The sequence below is a fragment of the Bacteroidota bacterium genome, assembly GCA_023957335.1.
Lineage (GTDB): Bacteria > Bacteroidota > Bacteroidia > NS11-12g > UBA955 > JALOAG01.
In genome coordinates this window covers 691,784-715,181 of the sequence record JAMLHC010000001.1, presented here as the reverse complement: position 1 = coordinate 715,181, position 23,398 = coordinate 691,784, and the positions used below count along the sequence as shown (strand labels likewise).

The 23,398-nt window shown below is 38.9% G+C and carries 19 protein-coding genes; 9 read left to right on the top strand and 10 right to left on the bottom strand.

Annotation, left to right across the window (positions count from 1 at the left end; translation table 11 throughout):
* Positions 1-15 precede the first annotated feature (15 nt).
* A complete protein-coding gene (locus M9892_03030) occupies positions 16-1,014 on the bottom strand; it encodes a class I SAM-dependent methyltransferase (protein ID MCO5253321.1) in 999 nt (332 codons plus the stop codon).
* A 17-nt stretch (positions 1,015-1,031) separates the two neighbouring features.
* Positions 1,032-1,280 carry a type B 50S ribosomal protein L31 gene (locus M9892_03025; GenBank protein MCO5253320.1) on the bottom strand — a complete coding sequence of 83 codons (249 nt, stop codon included), beginning with the start codon at positions 1,278-1,280 and terminating at the stop codon, positions 1,032-1,034.
* Positions 1,281-1,389: 109 nt separating this feature from the next.
* Here M9892_03025 and M9892_03020 point away from each other — a divergent pair, with 109 nt between their 5' ends.
* Positions 1,390-1,878, top strand: coding sequence for a phosphoribosyltransferase (locus M9892_03020; GenBank protein ID MCO5253319.1), 489 nt, complete (start codon positions 1,390-1,392; stop codon positions 1,876-1,878).
* A gap of 86 nt (positions 1,879-1,964) precedes the next feature.
* Here M9892_03020 and M9892_03015 read toward each other — a convergent pair whose 3' ends face one another.
* Genes M9892_03015 through M9892_03005 form a run of 3 tightly spaced genes read right to left on the bottom strand, consistent with a single transcriptional unit; the run spans position 1,965 to position 5,193 of the window.
* The gene (locus tag M9892_03015; protein ID MCO5253318.1) at positions 1,965-2,924 is read right to left on the bottom strand and encodes a transketolase family protein; all 960 of its coding nucleotides are present in this window, start codon (positions 2,922-2,924) and stop codon (positions 1,965-1,967) included.
* A 7-nt stretch (positions 2,925-2,931) separates the two neighbouring features.
* Positions 2,932-4,323, bottom strand: a complete 1,392-nt coding sequence (locus M9892_03010) for a VWA domain-containing protein (protein ID MCO5253317.1) — start codon at positions 4,321-4,323, stop codon at positions 2,932-2,934.
* A 9-nt stretch (positions 4,324-4,332) separates the two neighbouring features.
* A complete protein-coding gene (locus tag M9892_03005; GenBank protein ID MCO5253316.1) occupies positions 4,333-5,193 on the bottom strand; it encodes a transketolase in 861 nt (286 codons plus the stop codon).
* A gap of 169 nt (positions 5,194-5,362) precedes the next feature.
* On the opposite strand from M9892_03005, the gene M9892_03000 reads away from it, so the two are divergent.
* The 4 genes from M9892_03000 (at position 5,363) to M9892_02985 (ending at position 11,806) form a co-directional block, all read left to right on the top strand.
* On the top strand, positions 5,363-7,024 hold the full coding sequence (locus M9892_03000; protein MCO5253315.1) for a DUF4139 domain-containing protein: 1,662 nt from the start codon (positions 5,363-5,365) through the stop codon (positions 7,022-7,024).
* Positions 7,025-7,135: 111 nt separating this feature from the next.
* The gene (locus M9892_02995) at positions 7,136-8,341 is read left to right on the top strand and encodes a putative lipid II flippase FtsW (protein ID MCO5253314.1); all 1,206 of its coding nucleotides are present in this window, start codon (positions 7,136-7,138) and stop codon (positions 8,339-8,341) included.
* 148 nt (positions 8,342-8,489) lie between these two features.
* Complete coding sequence (locus tag M9892_02990) at positions 8,490-8,870, top strand: hypothetical protein (GenBank protein ID MCO5253313.1); 381 nt, start codon at positions 8,490-8,492, stop codon at positions 8,868-8,870.
* Positions 8,871-8,881: 11 nt separating this feature from the next.
* A complete protein-coding gene (locus M9892_02985; GenBank protein ID MCO5253312.1) occupies positions 8,882-11,806 on the top strand; it encodes a PKD domain-containing protein in 2,925 nt (974 codons plus the stop codon).
* A gap of 136 nt (positions 11,807-11,942) precedes the next feature.
* On the opposite strand, the gene M9892_02980 is transcribed toward M9892_02985, so the two are convergent.
* The 5 genes from M9892_02980 to M9892_02960 form a co-directional block, all read right to left on the bottom strand.
* Complete coding sequence (locus M9892_02980; protein MCO5253311.1) at positions 11,943-14,681, bottom strand: PKD domain-containing protein; 2,739 nt, start codon at positions 14,679-14,681, stop codon at positions 11,943-11,945.
* Positions 14,682-14,687: 6 nt separating this feature from the next.
* Positions 14,688-15,164: a hypothetical protein gene (locus tag M9892_02975; GenBank protein MCO5253310.1), complete on the bottom strand. Its 477-nt coding sequence runs from the start codon at positions 15,162-15,164 to the stop codon at positions 14,688-14,690.
* A gap of 166 nt (positions 15,165-15,330) precedes the next feature.
* Positions 15,331-16,020, bottom strand: a complete 690-nt coding sequence (pssA, locus tag M9892_02970; protein ID MCO5253309.1) for a CDP-diacylglycerol--serine O-phosphatidyltransferase — start codon at positions 16,018-16,020, stop codon at positions 15,331-15,333.
* A gap of 5 nt (positions 16,021-16,025) precedes the next feature.
* Complete coding sequence (locus tag M9892_02965) at positions 16,026-17,858, bottom strand: hypothetical protein (GenBank protein MCO5253308.1); 1,833 nt, start codon at positions 17,856-17,858, stop codon at positions 16,026-16,028.
* Positions 17,859-17,914: 56 nt separating this feature from the next.
* A complete protein-coding gene (locus tag M9892_02960; protein MCO5253307.1) occupies positions 17,915-18,172 on the bottom strand; it encodes a hypothetical protein in 258 nt (85 codons plus the stop codon).
* A 170-nt stretch (positions 18,173-18,342) separates the two neighbouring features.
* Between M9892_02960 and M9892_02955 the strand changes: the two genes are divergently transcribed.
* From M9892_02955 to M9892_02940, 4 genes are read left to right on the top strand one after another with little or no spacing between them, the layout of a single operon-like run.
* The gene (locus M9892_02955; protein MCO5253306.1) at positions 18,343-18,933 is read left to right on the top strand and encodes a histidine kinase; all 591 of its coding nucleotides are present in this window, start codon (positions 18,343-18,345) and stop codon (positions 18,931-18,933) included.
* A gap of 11 nt (positions 18,934-18,944) precedes the next feature.
* Positions 18,945-19,688 carry a LytTR family DNA-binding domain-containing protein gene (locus M9892_02950; GenBank protein MCO5253305.1) on the top strand — a complete coding sequence of 248 codons (744 nt, stop codon included), beginning with the start codon at positions 18,945-18,947 and terminating at the stop codon, positions 19,686-19,688.
* A 6-nt stretch (positions 19,689-19,694) separates the two neighbouring features.
* Positions 19,695-22,763, top strand: a complete 3,069-nt coding sequence (locus M9892_02945) for a histidine kinase (GenBank protein MCO5253304.1) — start codon at positions 19,695-19,697, stop codon at positions 22,761-22,763.
* Positions 22,764-22,766: 3 nt separating this feature from the next.
* Positions 22,767-23,354 carry a response regulator gene (locus tag M9892_02940; protein ID MCO5253303.1) on the top strand — a complete coding sequence of 196 codons (588 nt, stop codon included), beginning with the start codon at positions 22,767-22,769 and terminating at the stop codon, positions 23,352-23,354.
* Positions 23,355-23,398: the final 44 nt, after the last annotated feature.

Here is a 23,398-nt window from a genome sequence, read left to right as displayed (position 1 = left end):
CAACTGCTCCTTTTTTTATGCCCAAACTCCGAAATGATAATCGTCCCGATAATTCTTTAAAAACAAATCTTCATCTTTAAAAAACTTTTCAAGTAAGAGAGTGTTTTCTGTATCTTCATCAATAAAATGATGGCTTATTCCTTTCAATAATGGAACTAAAACATTGCCACCATACCCTTTCATTTCCAAAGTCTTCAAATGGGTTTGCAATAGCGGAAGAATTGATGATGATTCGACTGCCTCAGAAGGGTCGGCAATAATCATTCTGAGTTTGCCGGGAGCAGTTTGCTTTGACTTAATCTTTCCACTCAAATACCGCCTTTTTTCTAAAGGGATGGTTTTAAGAAGGTTATTGGCACATTCTACTTGCTCTCTATTCCAATTGATTCTGTCAGGACCTGTATATTCATGTATGACAAGGATTCCGCCCTTAGTCAACATGCTTTTTACTCGCAATATAACGGTTTCCAGTCGGTTCAAATGGTGCAGTGAAGAATGAAACAAAATCAAATCATATTTGATTTCTGTCTTAAAATTTTCAAAACTGTTGTGAATGAAGCGGAGCTTGTTGTCGGTCGTTCTTGTGTGTGCATATTCAATATTATTGTGTGCAATATCAATGGCATCTATGTGTGCAAACTTTTGGGTATTCAAGAATTCGATTTCCTGACTTCCGGTTCCACATCCAACAGAAAGCATACTGAGATTCGTTTTTTCGGACAAATAGGTGTCTGCTAAATATTGGATGTAGGATATATCCTTACTGCCCGTGATTTTTTCATTCCATCTTTTTCTGATAAGTGGAATATTCCACCAATTATTAGGCGGAAGTTCTCCTGCATTCCAATGAGATTGTACTCTCTTTTGAGCACTCAAAGAGAGTTTGCCAAGAAAAAAAGACAATCTGGATGAGTATATTTTTTCTCTCAGTTCAACATAATCAGAATAAGTAATCAGACTCAAGGCTTTACAAAAATAAAAAAAGGCTGTAGGAAACCCGACAGCCTTTTGCATAATCTTTTTTGGTTTAATTATTTCTTAGCGTAACGCTTATTAAATTTATCAACCCTTCCAGCGGTATCAATAAAGGTTTGTTTACCTGTAAAGAAAGGGTGTGATTTGTCGGAAATCTCTAACTTAAACAATGGATACTCGTTGCCGTCTTTCCACTTGATGGTTTCTTTTGTGTTAACACATGACTTGGTCAGAAACTCATAATCTGAAGACATGTCTTTAAATACTACATGTCTATAACTGCTTGGGTGAATGTCTTTTTTCATTTTCGTTCTCTGAAAAGGGAGTGCAAAAATAGTTGTATTTTTCAAATATGCAAAATCATTTTGGAAATTTAATCTGTATATTGATTATGTTTGCACCATCACAACAGTAATGGAAAAGAGGGATTACATCTTGAATGATGCGCAAATTCGACAAAAGGTTAAAAGGATTGCGTATGAAATTTTAGAAAATAATCTAAATGAAAAATTGGTTTATTTCGGAGGAATTGGTGAACGTGGAGGGCTTTTAGCCAAATTAATCGCTGAAGAGGTAAACAAGTTGAACGAAATCAAAACGGAGCTTTTTTCTATCTCTATCAATAAGGGTGTTATTCTGGGTATAGATATGCATAAACTCAGAAACCAAACTATTATTATAGTTGATGATGTATTAAATACAGGCAAAACATTAATGGATATTTTGGTCGTAATTGCAGCCAATGACCCCAGACGTATTGAAACTTGTTTTCTTGCCCAGCGCAGCCACAGAAAATTCCCTGTTAAAGGAGATTATGTAGGGATTTCTATGGCAACTACATTCCAGGAACATATTTGTTTCGATGCTTCAAATCCTCAAAATTTGAGTGTTTACTTGGAGTAAGATTAGGGGCTTTACAATGTCGTAAGCTTTTCTCTTTATTGCGCTTGTCTCAGACAAGAGACTAATAAATACAATAGTTTTTACAGTTAACTCTTTCTTTGCATTGTTCGCTTAGCAGCATTATAAATGTCTTTTGCAGTCAATCCATATTTCACCAACAATTCTTCCGGAGTTCCGCTTTCACCAAAGCTATCATTTACAGCAACATATTCTTGTGGCGCAGGGTAATGTTTTGCAAGAGTTTGGGCAATACTATCACCAAGCCCGCCAATTCTATTATGTTCCTCCGCACTCACAGCACAACCGGTTTTCTTAACCGAATTGATGATTGATTCTTCATCAAGAGGTTTTATTGTATGAATATTAATTAAATCTGCAGAAATGCCTTCTTTTTGGAGTTCTGTTGCTGCTAAAATGGCTTCCCAAACCATGTGTCCGGTAGCAAATATACTCACATCAGCTCCCTGTTGGATTTGCCACGCTTTGCCTATTTCAAACTTCTGGTTAGCATCGGTAAATACAGGCCATTTTGGTCTGCCAAAGCGAAGGTAAACAGGTCCTCGATAGCTTGCAATTGCTAATGTAGCGGCTTTTGTTTGATTGTAATCGCATGGATTGATAACCACCATGCCTGGTAACATTTTCATCAGCCCGATGTCTTCCAAAATTTGATGTGTAGCACCGTCTTCTCCGAGAGTGAGTCCTGCATGAGAAGCACATATTTTCACATTCTTATCAGAATAGGCAATGGATTGTCGGATTTGGTCATAAACCCTGCCGGTAGAGAAATTTGCAAAAGTACCTGTAAAAGGAATTTTGCCTCCGGAAGCCAGCCCTGCGGCTATTCCCATCATGTTTGCTTCTGCTATTCCAACCTGAAAAAAACGGTTTGGAAATTCCTTTTGAAAAGCATCCATTTTCAAAGAACCGGTGAGGTCAGCACAGAGTGCCACTATATCTTTATTTTGTTTTCCCGCTTCTAATAAGCCCGCTCCAAATCCGGAACGGGTATCTTTCATTTCTGTTATTTGTGTACTGATACTCATGTGTGTGTTAGAATGTAAAATCTGTTACTCTGCCCGAAAACACAGTAAACTCTTTTTGGAATGTATAAATAGTTTTTGTTTCACTTCTTGCTCTTCCTATTACAATATAGTTGCCCGGTTGCATGACTATTACTTGATTGACTTTTTTATCCTCAATATCAGCAACCCAAATGGTTTTACCTCCTTCGATTCTATATATTGCAGCTACATAGTCTTTTGTTTTTGTAAGATTTAATTTGCCCGGTTGAGGGATTTTTATTTCGGTAGTTTTATCTTGTGTTATTTTAACATTCACAAAGATGGGAGGTGTCGAAAGAATTTCTATATCATATTCACCATTGAGGTATTTCTTGGAGGTGTTAAAATCTTGAGCATTTACAGTCGTCATATCTCCTTTTAACCTAATAATGGCTTGTAATCTGTCATATCTTGTAACACCGTCCACCACCAATTTTAGAGTGCCTTGTCCCGCGTCTAATGCAATAATGTTGTGTTTGCCGGGAATCAGAGAAATGTTTTCCTTGTATATATTGGGCATTGTGTGTACCCTAATATTATATCTGCGCATGGGGTCTAAAAACAAAGTGTCCGGTACGCCATAAGCATTCATGGTATGGTAATAGTTATAGAGCTCAACACCGGTTACAGCATCATAAATGGTCATGTTTACATTGGTTTCTAATGGTTTTTTGTTTCCATCTACCAAGTTAATTTGACAACTTGTGGCATTTAATGCTTGGGAAATCACTACACCTACAACGGTTTCAAACTCGTTCATTGAATTTGCATCATAGTAGTTGCCGGCACAAGAGAAAAACTTTCTGAATACATCGGGGTCGGAACCAACGCCTATAATAAATGGTTTTAAGAAAATCCCTTTCTTTTGTAACTCCTGGCTTACCTCACACGGGTTTCCGTCACATTCTTCCAATCCATCCGTGATGAGAATAATGATATTTCTAACGCTTTTGTTATCCTGAGGAAAGTCATTAGCTGCTTGACCTAAGGAACGTGCAATAGGTGTGTATCCTCGGGGTCTTAATGTCGAAACTTTCTTCTTTATCAATTCGTGATTATAAGGGGCAAATGGAATTTCTAATTTAGTGTCATTACAATCGTTAAATTTCAAGTCTGTTTGATGTCCATAAACGCGCAACGCAAGTTCTACATTGGGGAAAGTCGCTAAGCTATCTACCAGCTTGTACAGCATCTCTTTTGCAGCAGTCATACGATCTGTGCTGCCAAATTGTGCATTCATGCTTCCGGAAGCATCAAAAATGATGAGTATGCGCGACTTTGTATTAGGGGTTTTGGTTTGAGCTTGTCCCCATAAAGGAATATTGCTCTGCAAAAATGCTAATAGACAGAAAAATGAGATTTTTTTGAAGATGGAATTCATATATTTTTTTTAGTAATCACCCAAGGTTTCCGGTAATTGAGCAAGTGCATCTGCTAACTGTTGGTCACTGGGTGGAATTCCATGCCATTTGTGCGAACCCATCATGAAGTCCACTCCTGCTCCCATTTCTGTTTTCATCAAAACTACAATCGGTTTTTGCATTCCTGCTTTTGACTTTGCTTCTTTCATGATTTGCAAGATTTGTTCCATATTATTTCCATCCATCTCCATCACAAGCCAGCCAAAGGATTCAAACTTATTTCGAAGATTGTTGAAACCCATGATGTCCACAGTTGAACCGTCTATTTGCTGTTTGTTAAAATCAACTGTTGCAATAAGGTTATCAACTTGGTTATGGGCAGCATACATGATGGCTTCCCAATTTTGACCTTCTTGCAATTCTCCGTCACCCAAATTAACATAAACCAAGCTTGGGTCTTTATCCAATTTCTTTTGCAGTGCAATGCCGGTAGCAAAACTCAAACCCTGTCCCAGCGAACCTGTTGCTACTCTTATGCCGGGTAAATGCTCCATAGTAGCCGGATGCCCTTGTAATCTTGAATTTAACTTTCTGAAAGTAGAAAGCTCACTTATAGGAAAATAGCCATTACGTGCTAAAACACTATATAATACCGGACTTATATGACCATTGCTCAAAATAAAAATATCCTCTCCCTGACCTTCAATGGTGAAATTTTTTTGGTCATGGTTCAAGATATTAAAATATAATGCGGTCAAATAATCTGCACAACCCAGAGAGCCACCGGGGTGTCCGGATTGAACCGCATGAACCATCCTGACAATATCGCGCCTAACTTGGGTGGCTATCTCTTTGAGTTTTTTTATATCGGTTATACCTGCTGAAAACATAGGGCAAATATGACGGATAACTTTTGTTTTTTTGGTATAAAATCTGCTTAATTTTCCTCATACTTTCCTCAAAGCAAAAAGATGATTTTCAACAATTTATTTGATATAATTTTTTTGGGGGATTTACTTTGTGATTTGAATACGTATTAAACTTAAAAATATAGTCAAAATGAAAAACCTATCTAAACCCCTCTCAACAAGTAAAAAAACATTATTGGTGTTTTTACTAACAATTGCTTGCTTTCTGCAATCAAGTTTCGGAAGTGAAACAAGACTCAGTTCGGATGTTAAATCTGTTAAAGTTTATTTTAAAGGTGCCGAAGTGGTCAGAATTGCAAAAACCAATCTTGCAAAGGGAACAACGCTATTGATTTTTTCCGATATTGCAGACGAAATTGAACCATCAAGCATTCAATTTGCGGCAAGCAAGGGGGTAGATGTTTTATCTGTCTCGCATGTTGTGAACACACAAAAAGCAATTGCAGAAAATACGCTCATTAATAAGATGCGTGATTCAATATCATTACTCAATGATTTCATCAAAGCTATTGAAATTCAGAACAGTGTTATGACTACAGAAGAGAACATTCTCAACTCAAATCAAAAGATTGCGAGTACACAAAACGGAGTTAACAGTGCCGAATTACTTAAAATACTGGAGTTAAATCGCAAAAGATTGACTGAAATTCAGACAGAAAAATACAACAATGCCAAGAAACTCAATGATATTCGCAAATCCCTTGCAGATTTAAACAACAGGATAGACAAAGAGTTGGCAGGACTACCCAAAGCCAAAGGCGAAATAAGGGTGATAATTTCCACCGCAAATGCCATGACTGCAAATTTTGAGTTCAAATACCTTGCTCGCGTTGCAGGGTGGATTCCTTTTTATGATATCAAAACAGATGGACCACAATCCGTAGCACATTTAATCTACAAAGCAGAAATAGCTCAAAATACGGGTGAAATATGGAATAATATAAAATTGACTCTAAGTTCTGCAAACCCTCAATATGGAATTGATTTGCCTATGATGAACAATGAATATGTAGGATTTGTACCAAAACCAAAAACAGTAAAAGAAATATATACATCAGACAGAAAGCTCTATATGAAAAACAGCATGACAGCAGGTGCACCTATGGTAATGAATGACGAGGGATATGGAGAAGGAGGTAGCAAACCGGTACAATCATCTTTAGATGCCACTTTTAATGAGAACGAAGTTGCATTTGAGTTCGAAATTCCTTTGCAATACTCGATTCCAAATGACGGAGAAGGCAGAATTGTGAGCATGAAAGATTATGAACTCAATATGCGTTACGAATATTTTGCAATACCCAAATTAGATGGTTCTGTCTTTTTGACCGGAATTGCCTCAGATTGGAAGCGCTTGAATATCCTGCCGGGATTTGCTAACATGTTCTATGGTGATAACTATACGGGTAAAGCATTTCTTAACCCAAGTGCAAAGGACGACTCTCTCAGATTTTCTTTTGGTCGTGACAAGCGCATTTTGGTAGAAAGAAAGCTTGTCAATGATTTCAATAAAAAGAGTTTCTTGGGTTCAACCCAAAAACAGACTTTTTCTTATGAGTTTACTGTTAACAATACACAATCTACTACCATAACTATTAAGATAATTGACCAGATTCCGATTTCTAAAGATGAGCAAATCAAAGTAGAAACTGAAGAGTTGTCAGGGGGTATTCCTGATACTTTTAGCGGTAGAGTTGAATGGAAATTTATACTTAAACCCAATGAAAGCAAGAATCTTAGATTTATTTATAGTATCACATCTCCCAAATCAAGAGAGATTTATAGAAATTAGAAAGCAATATGCCGGCATTGACTTTTATAGTACACTATGAGTTTGAGCGTGTGTAAAATTCAGGTGTATATATTGGGTTAATCAATATGTTTGTTCACTTTATTCAGCTAAATGAACAACCTGTTTCAACAATATTTTAAGGGCGACAGATTTGTGTGGTTTGCGGTGATTGTGCTGTCGTTTACCGGGCTTGTGGCAGTCTATTCATCTACAGGAACGTTGGCATTTGCCAAACAAGGCGGACAAACCGAATACTATTTGATTAAGCACGGAGGTTTTTTAGTGATAGGCTTTGTTCTCATGTATTTCTTCCACAAAATTGATTTTAGGTATTTTTCGCGCATTTCACAATGGTTGATTTGGATTGCTATGATACTTTTGGTAGTAACCATCTTTGCAGGAAATGATATCAATGAAGCTAAAAGAACATTGACCATTCCTTTTGTGGGCATTAGTTTCCAGACTTCTGACCTTGCTCGTTTGTCTTTGGTCATGTATATTGCGCGCTATTTATCAAAAAACCAAGAAAAGTTAGAAGAATGGAAGCCCTTCTTGTGGTTGGTGGGTGTAATTGGAACGACATGTATTCTGATTATGCCCGAGAATCTTTCAACTTCATTGGTGTTGTTTACTACTTGTCTGGTTCTGTTATTCATTGGAAATGTAAGAATGAAGCATCTGCTGGTATTGGTAGGCTCATTTGTAGTGGTATTATCCATAGGGGCAATGTTTTTGCTGAACGCACCCGACAACATGCTGCCCGGCAGAGCCAAAACTTGGAAAGTCAGGTTTGAAAACTTTTTGGGCGGAGACGACAAAGATGCTTATCAGACTATTCAGGCTAAGATTGCTATTGCAAATGGCGGTATCACAGGCAGAGGTCCCGGCAGAAGTATCCAAAAAAACACCTTGCCTCAGGCATATTCTGACTTCATCTATGCTATCATCATAGAGGAGTATGGATTGGTGGGCGGCATTATACTGATTGCAGTCTATCTGCTGATTCTATTTCGGGCATTGCGGATGGTTGTGCGATCGCCACGAGCATTTGGAGCCTTGCTCGCGGTGGGGCTGAGTTTTACACTGGTGTTTCAGTCACTTATTAATATGGCAGTGGCGGAGGCACTCTTTCCCGTTACAGGCTTAACGCTTCCATTGATTAGTATGGGAGGAACTTCCCTCATCTTTACAAGCGTGTCTTTTGGTATTATTTTGAGTGTAAGTCGCTCTACTGAGATAGAGGAGGATGACGAATTCTCTCCGCCCGCAAACGGAGCTCCATTCACGCAACCCAAACAAGACATTCCTCAAGTGTAGGAGGTGTTTGGGCTGTTGTGACTGTGCAGACCCTTATGTTCCGTACATTTGAACTTCCATGCTGACATGCTGTTTCGTAAAAAAGACAAATGATTGTTTTTGTAAAATAAATTGCTTTAACTTTGCTTTACCTTAAAAACTAAAAGATATGAAAAAATTATTACAAAAAATCGACAAAAACACTTTCTCATTAGTTAAATGGAGGGGGGTAACTATCTGTTTAACAATGTTTTACGCTTTTCCTGCAAGAGCGCAAATTAATGTAACCAGCAACACGGCTAGGAATTCCACGCCACCGACCGGCTATGAAGACGGAATCACAGTCAAGAATAATTCAACTCTAACAATTAACGGTATTACATTGCAGATGAACATAAATAATCTGTTAGGCGCGTTGGTATTTGAGCACTCCTGTAACAAGAGCGCCATATCGTTGGATGTTCAGAATTATACAGAATCCGTCTATTTTATGGAAATAGACTTAGACAACGGACAACATTTGTACAACAGGTTTGTGATCCAACACTAAATTCATCATCTATGGTGTCGGTGGATAAATTCAGGTACTATGTATTATTGTTATTTCTTGTAGTTCCTCTGTTATTAACAGCACAAACCAATAATTTTATTGTCGGCTCAAAAAAAGGATATAAGTTTAACAAGGATGGTAATGTACTTATACCTTTTGATATTAATGATAGGAGTTATTGTAATTTCGGAAGTTTCGGATTATATGGAATCTCAGATTGGCAAGGAAATCCGAGATTCTATTTATTTGGTTGTACGGTATATAAACATCCTGAAAATCAAGCCATAGACAATGGAGACTCGGTGGTAGGATATCTTGGCGGTGATGCATTTATGCATTATGACACAAGTAATTATTTGATGTTGAATATGGTTGACACAGGTAAAGGCGTAATGGGAGGTTTGGCATACAACAAGATAGTAGCAAATAAGCAAAGTGCAACAGGATATGAGATACCCGTCAAAGGTAAAAATAGGCTGCTGCCTCCTTATCATAGTGTGGTTCGAGGCACCGCAGCCACTAAAGACAGCATGGGGCAGCCGGTATTTGTGAGCAGGACAACGCAGGGGTTCTATTCCTACAAAACTCTGCCGGGTGGAGATGTGGTTTTGATGGATTCTTTTCCTCTCAAACCCTTTATGTTTACTCCCGACAGCATTTTGCAAAAACAAGGTTTTATAGGAAATTATGTAACAAAGGATCATATAAGCATGCCTGTTCAACTCAATCATTGTGGCAATCAAATAGTCTTTGATTATAATTATACAACCCTCTTGTATGGAACTAATATATTAATTGAGCACTATTGCATTATCTATATACTTGATTTTGATAAACATACTGGTAAATTCTCACACCTCAAATCGGTCTATTTTCATAAGTTTAACCCCTATACTACAGCAAAAGAGAAGGACTATTTCAGAGTTTCTCGTGCTATATTCTCTTTAAACGACAGTATTTTATATTTAAATGGTATCTGGGAAGAATATGATGACAGAGTGTTTACATTCTCTGTTCCCAAGTCAGCACTATATTATAAACGCCTAAAAACAAGTATAGTTCAAATTAATTTTGAAGTTGACAACGATATGCACGAACTGATATCTATTCCTTATAGTTCTGGTAATTATTTGTATGGTAATAATATTAACAATCATGGCGAGATATTACTGTTGTTTGCAGAACAGTTGGGTGTAGAGAGATTTTGTACGTTCTCAAAAATAAACAATCAAAACGCGATGACTAATTATGAGAATAAGGTTATTCATAATTATATTCCTAAAATGAATGATTCCTCATTGACACTTAGTAATTATTTTGTAAGTCCTTCTTCCCCCTATTACACATTTTTGCGTACGGAACAGACGGTAAGTTACAGTTGTTCATCCACGGTTCAGATACAGAACACCACTTTGCCTGATATAGGTTTCACAAAATATAAATGGCACATACGGGATGAGCAAGACAGTTTGCGCGTGTATGAGCAGTTTGAGCCACCGCTACTTCATTATACCCGAGACGGGAACTATGCAGTTCAGCTCTTTGCCCAAAGCCCGAAAGGGGGCGGCTATGCAGAATGGTATATAGACACCATCCGCATCCGTATTCCCAAGAAACCGGTAGCGCGTTTCAGGGCATTGGAAAGCACCGTTTGTCTGCATTTTCCGGTTACTTTTATCAATCAGAGCTTTAGTGCTGCGGTCAACCCGAGCAAGCCACAGCGTTATTTGTGGGATTTTGGAGACGGCACCACAAGCAACGAGATTAATCCGGTACACGAATACGCTCAACCGGGTGTTTATACCGTTCGTCTGCTCTTTGACAACGGCTACTGCGACAGTCTGTTAGAAAAGACCGACTATATCCGTGTGATAGACGCACCCAAAGGAGGCTTTGACATTACGCCCGTTCAGGGTTGTGCGCCCTTGTTGGTTACAATCACCGACACCACTTGGGCAAAAGTAGATCACAAGGAATATTATTTTGGCGACATCGCGCAATGGCAATCGGTAAATACCAGCAGTTTCACACACACGTTTACCCAAGCGGGGATTTACAAAGTCATTCAGAAGTTGTATGCGGAGAGCGGTTGCATTATCACAACCGATTCAGCCTTTGTAGCTGTATCTGTGGGATTGACCATCAGAGACACATTCAACCTGTGGTTGTCCGATGTGAGCCACACCGGCATAAGCCTCCGTTGGCATGGCAAAACTGCGGCAGTCAAATACCGTGTTTATGCAGGCGTTACTCCGGACGGACTGAGCATGCTTGCCGAAACTACCGATACTTTTTACCACGACCTTCGTCAGCCGGTTTTTCCCTATTATTATGCGGTTCAGGGCGTTGACAGTTGTGGCACACAGGGTATCACGGGTTATCAATCTCACCCTGCATGGCTGAGCGGCAAGGTAATCGGCAACAACGAGGCAGCCGAGTTGCGCTTCACAGATTACACTGTTTGGTCGGGCAGTGAATTGGAATATAACCTTCAGAAACTAACCTCAGAGGGTTGGAAAACAATTGTTCACACACCCATTTCAGGCACATTGTCGGACCCTACATTCTTGATGGAAGATTCTTTGCAGAGTTGTTATCGGATATTGTTGACCGACCCTTGGCATACAGAGCTTGTGTCGCACAGCAACGAAGTTTGTCTGGATTACATCCCATTATTGTATATTCCTAACGCATTTAGCCCCAACGGAGATGGGCTGAACGATGTGTTGGGGATTACCACATTCGGCATCCGTAGCTACCGTTTTGAAATATATAACCGCTGGGGAGCGAAGGTTTTTTCCGGCAATAACTCAGGCTGGGATGGTATGTATGAAGGAATACCTGCGCCTATGGGCGTTTATACGCTCTACCTCCGATACACTACCAAAGAAGGCAAAGAATACGAAACCAAGAATACCGTGCAACTGCTGCGGTAGAGAATTCTCTCCGCCCGCAAACGGAGCACCACTCATACAACCCGAACAAGACATTCCGCAAGCGTAGGAGGTATTTGGGCAGTTGCAATATTAACGACAATGCAAATGTTATCCGGTGCTTCCAAGTCATGCTTTTCTACCGCATAACCGATACCTCTCCGGTGAAGTATTGCATTTCTCCGTAGATACTGAGTACCTGAAGCGTAAAGGAGTACACCCCGCTTGGGACAGCTTGCCCTTGATACGTTCCGTCCCAACCTTCATCTTTCAGGGTATGAAAGATGAGTTCTCCCCACCGGTTGTAAATACGGAAATCTAATTTGTCAAAACCTCTGACTATGGGTTTGAAAATGTCGTTCAGCCCGTCACCGTTGGGCGAAAAGGCATTGGGAAGAAACACGCGGTAATTGTTGCGAATATATATTTCCGTTTGTGCGGTGTCGGAGCAACCGTATGTTGAAACGGCAATGAGCGTAGCAGTATAATATCCCGTGTCTGTATATTCCACTTGCGGGGCTTGAGAGGTAAATTTACCGAATGGCTCTATTTCCCAGATAAAACTGCTTGCACCTGTGCTCAGATTTTGGAAGCTGACAAAAGGACTGTCCATGTTGGGTGAAGTGGGTTGAAAAGTAAAGCGGGCAGATGGTTTTGGGTAAATGGCAACGGTATCTCCCTGTATCTCTGCTTTGCAGCCCTTGTCTGTTACAAGGCTAAGCGTAGGAATGTACTTTCCTGCTTGCGCATAAGTGTAGCGGTGCATGGTGCCGGTTTCATCGCCTGTTGTCATATCGTCTGTTCCATATTCCAGCGTATAACTGTATCCATGCGGGTATTGTGTGTTAATTTTGAAATCAACTGTAAGAGGGGCGCAGCCCGCAACAGGCTGCATTTCCAATGTAGTCTGGTCGGGCAAAGCAAACACTTCCACCAAGGCTTCTCGCTTCATGCTGACACCCTTGTAATACATTGTTGCGCTAAGGGTGTAGCTGCCCGCTTGCGTGTATTTGTGGCTTGTAGTTTGCTCCACAGAATGTTTTGTGGTGTTATCTCCAAAATCCCAAACAATGGAATCAGCCGAGTGGGTAAAAGAAGCGTACAGACTGTCTGACAGGCAGATGTTTTGATAGGATATATCGCAGTTGACAAAGCCCACAAAAATGGAATCTGAGGATTTGCAATGCTTGGCGGAAGCCACCTCCAAGCGGTATGTTCCCTCCTCGCTTATGAGCAGTTGCGAAGTAGTGCTGTCATTGCTCCAAAGGTAAGTTGAATAGTCTGTGTGCCGGGCGTTGAGCAAGAGCGTACTGCCTGCACAGAGCAGGGTATCCTTGCCAAGCTGCAAGGGGGTAATGGAAACAATCTCTTTGTGATAACTGGTTGTATCCTGCTTGTTGCCCAAGTAGAGCCGTGCTGACACAATATAACTACCTGCTGCATGATACACGTGTTTTACGGTATCCGATGCGCTAACAGTGCGGCTTCCGTCCCCCCAATCCCATGCAATGGAATCGTAGTCTGAGTATGTCATCTGGAACGAAATACTATCTCCCTCGCAATCTCCCGCGCTTTTTATTTGCGGGAAATACAAGGACGGCAGCACTTTGTTGGGTAGATAGTAAAGATTCTTGTCCGCAAGCGGAATGTCCAAATACTTGAAATTACAAGAATTTCCGTATAAATCGGGATTATGGATAACGGAAAGAGCCGAGTCGTTATAGATTATGCCATCTTTGTATGTGGTATATTTTGTTACATACATTTTCCCGTTGGACGCAAGTTTAATGTCGCTGAAATTAGGAAAGAAGTCGTAGTCAAAACTGTCATGGTCAATTCTTACACACGCTTGGGTAAAAAAGGTATCCTTGTCTATGGTAACAGGGCATTGGTACAGCCCCAATTCAGGATGTCCATACAGATTGAATGAACAATAAAAAAAATTGGAGGAGGGTGAAAACTCAATAGATGAAATAGGAGGTTGAGAGTATCCCGGGAAGTAATGTGTTAAAATCTGTCGTGGATTGGAGGCAATGCCTGTTTCTATATCAAAATCTAATAACAAACTACGATTGTCGGGGTAGATAAGATTGCCGTAAACATCGGGCAGGGCATTGCGGATTCCAACCCAGTTGATTATCAGGAATTTTCCATCATGAGAAATAGTGCAATTAAGTCCTTCCAGGTTATCTATCTTAATAGCAGACCCAACAAGACCGTTATTGGGATAAGAAATGACCGGAGAAGCAACCTTGGCAGCGGTATCTACTCCGTTTTCAGTAAGCTTGTAAGCGTATAGATAAACAGTAGAATCCGGGCGGGATGCAACACCCCGCAAAAGCCATACAAATCGCCCGCTTGGGTGGTTGATAAAATCGTAGAAGAAAGGAAAATAGGTGCTGCTGTCAACAATTACACCGCCAAGCCCTCCGTCCAATGACATATCTACAATAAAGGATTTGCCTTCCCATAAAGGTATAGAAGCGACCAGATTGTTTACACTGCCTAAGTAATATTGAGAGCTGTTGGGTTTCTTTACCGCTACTCTAAATGCCTCGCTGTATGCAGCAATCACCTCGCTCCCCTTCATGGGCTGCATATTCCTGTTCCATATTTTACCGCTATCGCTTGTGTAAAACAAGAGCTTGCCATTGGAGTCTGATACACAGGTGGTAATAGGAAAGTGAATATTATTGTTGAGTAGCGTGTAATCCAATCCCAATGAAGGGTCATTGTTTATTATGGGGTCGGAAACACTATCAGGAAAATGAAAAACATGGTTGTTAGCAAAAATCCAGTTGCTAAATTCTTTGTGCGGAGGTTGAGCCAAAAGCCCGCCTGCAAAGAACAAAAGAAACCATGTGAACAACGTTTTCATATAAACTTAGTAATGAAAATGGAAAGTTACACAACCATTTATTACCGTAACGGTTACATGGACGGGGGTGGTGCAAGAGCCGGTATGAAAAATATCATAATAAGTTCCACTCCAACAACAAGTGAAAATTGCACCTCCCCACGGGTCAGCAGGTTGCATTGTATTAGGGTCTATTACCCTGAACATAGTTGGACACTCGCAAGGATCATCGCAAAACTTCATGCAGGGAGCCTGCCATGGCAAGGGTGGAGTGAAATAGGCGTTGTTTGGACCAACAGTCCCTGCAGGATATTCTTGGTCTGCACAAGGACTTCCTTGGTAACCCCAAATAAAGTTTAGCTCGCAGTCTGTGTCGTTGATAATGTTGCAGATTGCCGCACAAGGTGGGTTGCAAAATTCAGGGAAAGGGCAGGTTTGTCCTTGCCCGTAGTTTATTTGGCTGATAAACAGCGTTACAATGGTGCTTAGTAATAGTTTTTTCATGGTGTTTTCATATAAAAAAATATTTATGAATCGCAAATATATGCAATTATACCATACCACGTTATTTGGTAATAAAACCCCAATATTATCATAGTACTTTATTACTCACTTTTATAGCTCTGGTTTAAATTGAGGATGTATCCTCTCCGCCCGCAAACGGAGCAGATTACAGCAGTGTCAGTTTAAATACAATCGAGCAAATCAGGTAATAGAAATATATGGGGGCTAACGCAGCCAGACCCATGAATAAGACTGCAGCCAAGGCAGGAATGAAAAAGATAAAAAGTTTGAGATAGAAAGTTTTGTCAAAATTCTTGAATTTCAATGCCAACATCGGAATATTGGCAACTAACATGAGTGCTGTGAAAATTGTAAGTGAGTAGAAAACATTGGGTGCTGATACTACATTTTCAAATAATGGGTAATTCTTGGTTAGAAAGACTATTCCTACCCAGAAAAAGGTGTTCATTGGTGTTGGCACACCAATAAAGGTGTCATGTTGTCTTTCGTCAATATTGAATTTTGCTAATCTGAGCGCAGAAAATAATGGAATCAAAGTGGCAGCAGCAAACATCAGCCATGAGTCGCTTTTGCCTACATACCAAGCGAGAAAACCCGGTACAACCCCAAAAGTAACCATGTCTGCCAGCGAATCCAACTGTTTGCCGAGTTCTCCTGAAACCTTTAATGCCCGTGCCACAAAGCCGTCAAAGAAATCTAATGCCCCTGCCAACAGGACTAACCAACATGCCCACACTACCGAATAGCCTTTCAAAATGAAAAAGATAGCTAAAAAACCGCAGGCAAGATTGCCAAGTGTAAAAAGATTGGGAATATGTTTCTTGATTGAATACATCTGAATTAGTTAAAAATCAAAGCCATCTTTAATGAATAAAAGGCACTACTCCATTTTTGGGAGGGTCCCTGCACCCTGTTTCCGCCTTGCTTCCATGAGGTTTTGCCCGTTTGCCAATTATAGCCACAGTCTGCCCCAATCATAAGTGACTTAAAAACAAAGGCCGCAAGCCCAAGCGTGGGAATCACATTAAAAGAGGCTGTCTTGAATTTGGCGGTTGCAATATTGTCAAAACCCAAGAGCGCAGGTCGACTCTTGTCGGGATATTGGATTTGCAGGTATTTGCTGTCATAACCCAAGCGCAAACTGCTGTTCAACCACAGTCCGAATTCGCTTACAGAAAATAATTTCCTCAAATAGTGCATGCGAAAGTTGGCGCTCATACCTCCGAACCTAAGCGTAGTTACACTGTCAATGTCTCTGGTTTGGGCAAGGTCATTGCTAAAATCTATGCCCCAGCCTCTGCCCGATTTTTTGCTAAAATTAATAAAATCAATATAAATTGTTTGGCTGATGATAGGGGTCTTGAAGTCCGTAAATAGTGGATTGGCGCCCAGTGCTTGGTTCAAATTGTTGAGCGGTTTTTTTTGAACTTCAGGCAACATTGCAAAGTTTCTGCCATACCCAATCAGGGTGTAAGGAGTTTTGTACTTGTCAAGATTTTTCCATGTATAGACAGGTCCGGAATCTGTATAAGAAACCGGGAGTTTGGATTTATTGTCAATGATGACATAGTTGTATTTGCTTGGGGCAACATCCGCAGAGTCTGTTTGGCTTACATTGTTTTCGTAAGGATAAATATAAATACTGTTTTTGGGTGTTTGCGCAATCAATGAATTGATTTGGTCAGAGAGTTTGTCCTTGTATGCAAGTCCGTCTGTATAGATGATTGCTAAAGTCATCATCTTGCCTTTTAACTCGTTGTTGTTTAGCTCACTGATGCGAGTTGCAATGGGTCTGAAATTATACCATTCACACTCGTTTCCGTCTGAGGTTTGACCGATATGACAACGTCCGAATTGTCCGTAAAATTTGTCATTAGGATACTGCTTGTATAGCTTCTCAAATTCTTTTAACATGAATTGTTCTCTGAAAATGAATTTCTGAATCATGTTATTGTTGTCATAGTTGCGCCAAACCTCATTGTCTTCAAGACATTTGATAATTTTTGCAAACTCGGTATATTGAGTGTCAAGAAAAGTTTTATAACTGTCTTCGTATCGATGAAAGTTGGCGATAATAGAATCAATACTCGCGGAGTATGAATATGAAACTGAATTATTATAGCCGTCACCGGAACGGGATTGATCATACAGATACTCTGAAAGTGCTTTGATGGATTCTACGCTTACAATAATATCATCTGAAGGAGTTGATTTGCGGGGAATCAGATAGTTGAGATAGTGCATGCATACTGTATAATCACGGGTTACATCTATGCCGGTAATGATGATTTTTTCACTGTCGGGTAGTGATTTATTATAAAAGTATAATTGGTTAAAATAATCATAATGAGATATATAAGAGGATTTTTTGATTACCTCAAAAATAGCACTGTCACCGGTTTGGATATAAGTATTCAGGATTTTGCCCCATGTATAGCCAAGTTCTAGCAGTAGGTGTCTTACTCCAAATTTCTGATGTAAATACTTGGTAAAAGCCAAGGAGATTTCATTGTTGTTTTCTATGAAGCGATGGTCTTCTCCCGTGAAGAAAACTTGTTTGTTCCTAAAACTGCTGTCAAGCACTTCAAATCCGATTGCATTCTTATTGGCATCAAAGGATATTTCATAACCCTGTGTTTTTTGTGCAGTTGCAGATAAAAATAAACCGAACACAAACAGCAGAGGTAAAAGCAACTTCATCATAAATTTTGGAGTGTATCTCAGATTTATTACTTCTTGGTTGTAATGTTGAAATCAATCACATCTTGGTTATTAGTTTGTGACGCGTCATTTTTGATGGCAGATGAGTCTGTTGAAGTTGAATCCGCTTCGTCTGCTTCTATTTGATTAAGAAGGTCGTCTTCGGATTCCTGAATAATTTGTTCGTTTTCCTGAATTTTTCCATCATCAACTGTATTGGTATTATTGCTGCATGCGATGAAAAAAGAAGTAGATACTAAGCTTAGGATAAAAAGAGTACGTTTCATTGTGATTTGTTTGAGTGCAAATGTAAACTTTACTTTTACTTTTTATGATGCTTTTATGAATTGCCTTGTCGGTTCCGCTTGTAAATTAAGAACCTGCATTCGTCAGTAATTTATGCCGTTTGTTATGATTCGATTTTATTTGTGAGTTATTATTTTTTATCTTTGAATAGATGAATAATGAACATCATATTATTATTAATCACAAGTTGGCAAATGCAATTGTGTGTTCCCATGCGGTGTTCAACTATCTGACTGCGATTCAAAACCGTATTACATTTGACCAAAAACGCGATGCAATCAATGGATTGTCAGCTTATGCAAAATTTTTGCGAAAGGTGATTTCACTTGTTGACTTATCCGAGTGGACTGTGAAAGAAGAGGTGGAATTGTTAGACGAGTATTTGCAAATGGAAAAAATCAGATTTGGAGAGTTATTTGATTTCAGTATTGACAACAATACACCCTATCAAGTATTGCACGTGCTACTCTGCATTCCATTTGTGGAATTGCTTGTTTCTGCTTCTCTCAAAAATAACCTCAAACCTGTTAAATTGACAATCAGTTTTGAATATAGCAATAACAAACTATTACTTAATGTATTGATAAATCAGATGCTACCGCCATTTGACATACAAGAAAGAAATGATGAACAACAAGGAAGATTCCGATTGTTAAAAGAAAAAATGAAACTATGTGCATCTGAATACACAGAAAATATTACACAGAAACAAACCCAATATACCTTATTAATCAACCATTAAAATGAATGCTTATGCTAAAGACTATTATTATTGATGATGAACAAAATGTACGCGAAGTGTTGAGCAAATTGCTTGCAGACTATTGCCCGGATGTAAAGGTAGAAGCTTTTGCAACCAATATTGAAGAAGGTACCAAGTTAATCAAAGAATTGCAGCCGGATTTGGTATTTTTAGATGTGGAATTTCCTGAGAAATCAGGTTTTGAGTTGATTGATGAACTTAAGCATGAGGAATTTGATGTCATTTTTATTTCAGGACATGAGGAATATGCGCTAAAGGCATTCAAAACAGAAGCCGTTGACTACTTACTCAAACCCTTTAATGTGGAAGAACTCGAGGTCGCTGTGAACAAAGTATTAGAAAAACGCAGAAAAGAAAGCTCAGTACGGTATGCAGATGTGTTCTTGCAAAAGTGGAATGGCTCACAAGACAGACAAGTTGCTTTAACAAGTTCTGATGGATTGTTATTTGTTAAGGTAAAAGATATCATCTATTGCAAAGGCGATGGAGCTTATACATATTTCTATATGAAGGATTCGGACAGAATTACAGTGTCAAAAAATCTCAAGGAGTTTGAAGAATTATTGAGGGACATGGGCTTTTATCGGGTTCATAAATCCTACTTGATTAATCTCAACCAGATGAAAAAATATGTGCGAGGAGATGGTGGTCATGTGATTATGAGTAATGGTGACTCCGTGGATGTATCCAAAAGAAAAAAAGAGGGGTTTCTGTCCAATTTATCCAAAGTATAATAAAATATGAGAAGTGTTCTACTTTATACAGTATTGCTCTTTTGTCCTCAATTTATTCATGCTCAGACGTCAGAGATAAAATATCCTGCAATCAAGTTTCGGAATTTTTCCATGGAACAGGGGCTGTCTATGTCGTCCATCTTGCAGATTACACAAACCCAAGACGGCTATTTATGGATTGCAACTCCGGACAAACTTAATAGATATGATGGCTATGAATTTAAGTCTATTCCACATGAATATGGAAAAGATAACTCGCCTTCCGATAACTATATTACCGCTCTGGTTCCCTTGCCTGACGGGAGTTTGCTCATAGGTACCCATTCAGGATATATTGACCGATATTACAATAAATATAATAAGTTTAACCATTATAAGGTTTGGACACAGCAATCAGATGCTTATGAAATCAGAGGATTCTGTCTTGTGGACTCTCAAAATGTAATTGCTTATACTATGGGTGGTGGACTTATAAAACTTAATATATCATCAGGTGAATATGAACGTATTACTTCCAAAAATTCTCAACTGCCCTCAGACTATACACAAGCGGTGTTAAAGTTAGGAGAGCATCTGTTTGCAATCGGAACTGACCAAGGAATAGCCTATTATAATTCAAAAGAATCACATTTTTTACCTAATAGAAATTTAGAACAACATTCGGTCAGTTGTTTAGCACTGTTTAAGGGCAGTCTATATGCCGGAACAGGAAATTCAGGTCTTTTCAAAGTAGATTCTAATAAAGAAACAGAAATTAAACTCGGGGAAAATGACAATGAAGAATTTTCACATATCAACGTATTGTATCCTGATTCTAAAGGTAATTTATGGATAGGTACAACCTTTGACGGCTTAGTCAATATAACCAAAGAGGGTAGTTCTTGGATTTTAAAAAGGGACTTGTCGGATCATTTTTCACTGATAAACAACACAATATATGATATTTTTGAGGATTCTGAAGGTAATATATGGTTAGGGACTATTAGTGGAATTTCAGTTTATTTACCCTTGAATCAACAGTTCAAATTTTATCGTCCAAACTCAGATAAATTAGGTACACATAGTAAGCAAGTTTATCCTATTTATGAAGACCGCCAACACCGAATCTGGTTGGGAACATTGGAAGGTGGTTTGAACTTGTTTGACCCGAGTTCCGAAAACTTTACTTCCTTTAACCGGAACAATTCACATGGCTTAACTTCCAATAGTATTAGAGCGATATTTCAAGATTCTAAAGAGCGTTATTGGGTTGGAACCGGTGAACAAGGGTTGTTTGAATTTTTTCCTAAAGAACGTAAATTTACTCCTGCCACAGACGAAAATGGTAGAGTTATGACGCATAACCCCATTCGTTCCATATATGAAGACAACAGAGGTTTGTTATTGATTGGTACTACTGATGGTTTGTTGGTTTGGAATCCAAAAACTAAAGAAATACACTCCGGTTTTGAGTGTACAACCAATGACTTTCCACCACAGGTTATATATGATATTAAACCCGGTAGGTCTGCAAACCTAGTTTGGGTTGCTTCGTTCGGACAGGGTTTGTTTGAATTTGATATTGAAAAGAGAGAGTTTGTGAGTTGTTACTCTACTGCTACAAAGGGTTTTTCAAATATGAATAATAATGTCATGTCTATAAAAAAATTGGGCAAAGACACACTTCTACTGGGAACTTTTGGTGGAGGAATTAATATTCTTGATATTAAACAAAATAGAATTTCGACATTTTCTGAAGTTAATGGACTACCCAATGATGCTGTTTATGGACTTTTGATTGATAAAGAGGGCAATTGGTGGGTGAGTTCCAACAAGGGAATAGCAAAAATTAACCCTCAAACCGGAAGTGTGAGTAGCTTTGACAGACCGGAGCAAATACAAAGTCTGGAGTTTAATGAGGCTTCTTATCTCGCTTCAAGCAGTGGACTGTTCTTGTTTGGTGGAATTGAAGGTTTAAACATATTTGATCCTTCAAAAATACTTGTAAATAGTGGTGCACCCATTGTTCATTTAACCAAGATGAGTGTGTTTGAAAGACAGTTAACTAATTTGTGGGTAGATAATCTTCAGTTAACTCATAAACAAAACTTTATAAGCTTTGAATTTGTTGGCATAGAACTGCTGAATCCCGATAAGGTTACCTACAGCTATATGCTCGAAGGTATTGATCAAGATTGGGTGAATGCAGGTAATCGCAGATTTGTTCAATATCCCGATTTGCGTCCGGGACAATATATCTTCAAAGTTCGTGCAAGAAGTCAGGACGGTGTTTGGTCAAACAATATTGCCACTAAATCATTTACCATCTTATCTCCATTTTGGCTCACATGGTGGTTTATACTCTTAATTGCGATAGCACTTTTATTAGCCCTTTACGGAGGATATGTGTATAGGGTAAATATTATCCGCAAAGAATTTAAAACAAAAGTTACCGAAATTGAACTCAAAGCCTTGCGCTCTCAAATGAACCCTCACTTTATTTTCAATTCTATCAATAGCATTCAATATTATATTCTGAACAAAAATCCCAAGCTTGCATATTCGTATCTCACTAAATTCTCCTCTTTGATGAGGAAAATTCTGCAAAACTCAAGGCTCAACTTTATTCCACTTGCAGAAGAGTTAGAATCGTTGCAACTCTATATTGATCTCGAAAATATCAGAATAGAAGGCGAAATTCAATACAAGGTAGAAATTGCTGAAGATATCAATCCCAAATCTATGCTGATACCCTCAATGATTTTGCAGCCCTTTATCGAAAATTCAATTGTACATGGATTGCTGAACAAAGAGGGTGAAAAGAAAGTTACACTCAGGGTTAAGAAGGAGATTTCGCATTTTTATTGCGAAATTGAAGACAATGGCATTGGACGTGCAAAAGCAAAAGAACTCAATGCAAACCGAACAAAAAAACATGAATCTACTGCTATGAAAGCTATCAAAGAAAGATTAGAGTTGCTCAATGTAGATATGTACAAGAAACTAACCATTAATGTCATAGACTTGTTTGACAACCAAGAAAATGCAAGCGGAACTTTAGTCCAAGTCTTTATACCATTTATGAAGGAATATTAACCCATGCGCATACTAATAGTTGATGATGAAAAAAAGAGCAGAGAAGTGCTCAAAGCCTTGATAGAACTCTATTATGAGAATATTGAAGCCATAGAAACCTGTCAGGATATTGCAGGAGCAAAAAAAGCCATAATTGATTTTAAACCTAATCTCGCATTTTTGGATATCAGTCTGAGAGAAGGAGATTCTTATCAGTTGCTGAACGAAATTGGAGACTTTGATTTTGAGATTATCTTTATCACGGCATTTGACGAAAACTCAATCAGGGTGTTAAATTATTGTGGATTTCCTACGCTAATGAAACCTATTGATGTTGACCAGTTGGTGCATGAAATTACAAATTCTACATCCCGTTTGAATACCGGTTTTTCCCGTAATCAGTACAAGTTAGCTCGTTTTCTGTTTGCAAAACCGATACAGCAATTCCCCGTATTTGTGCACAATCATTGGGAGCTCATACCCATTGCAGAAATCTCTGAATTGGAAAAAGAGGCAGGTGGCAAAACTCTGCTTAAACTTAAATCAGGCAAAACATTGTTGACTCCTGCCAATATCGCCACAATTCAAGAATTACTTGCAACCGTGAATTGACCGGAATTTATTTCAGATAGCACTCTATCCCTCATTATTTTAAC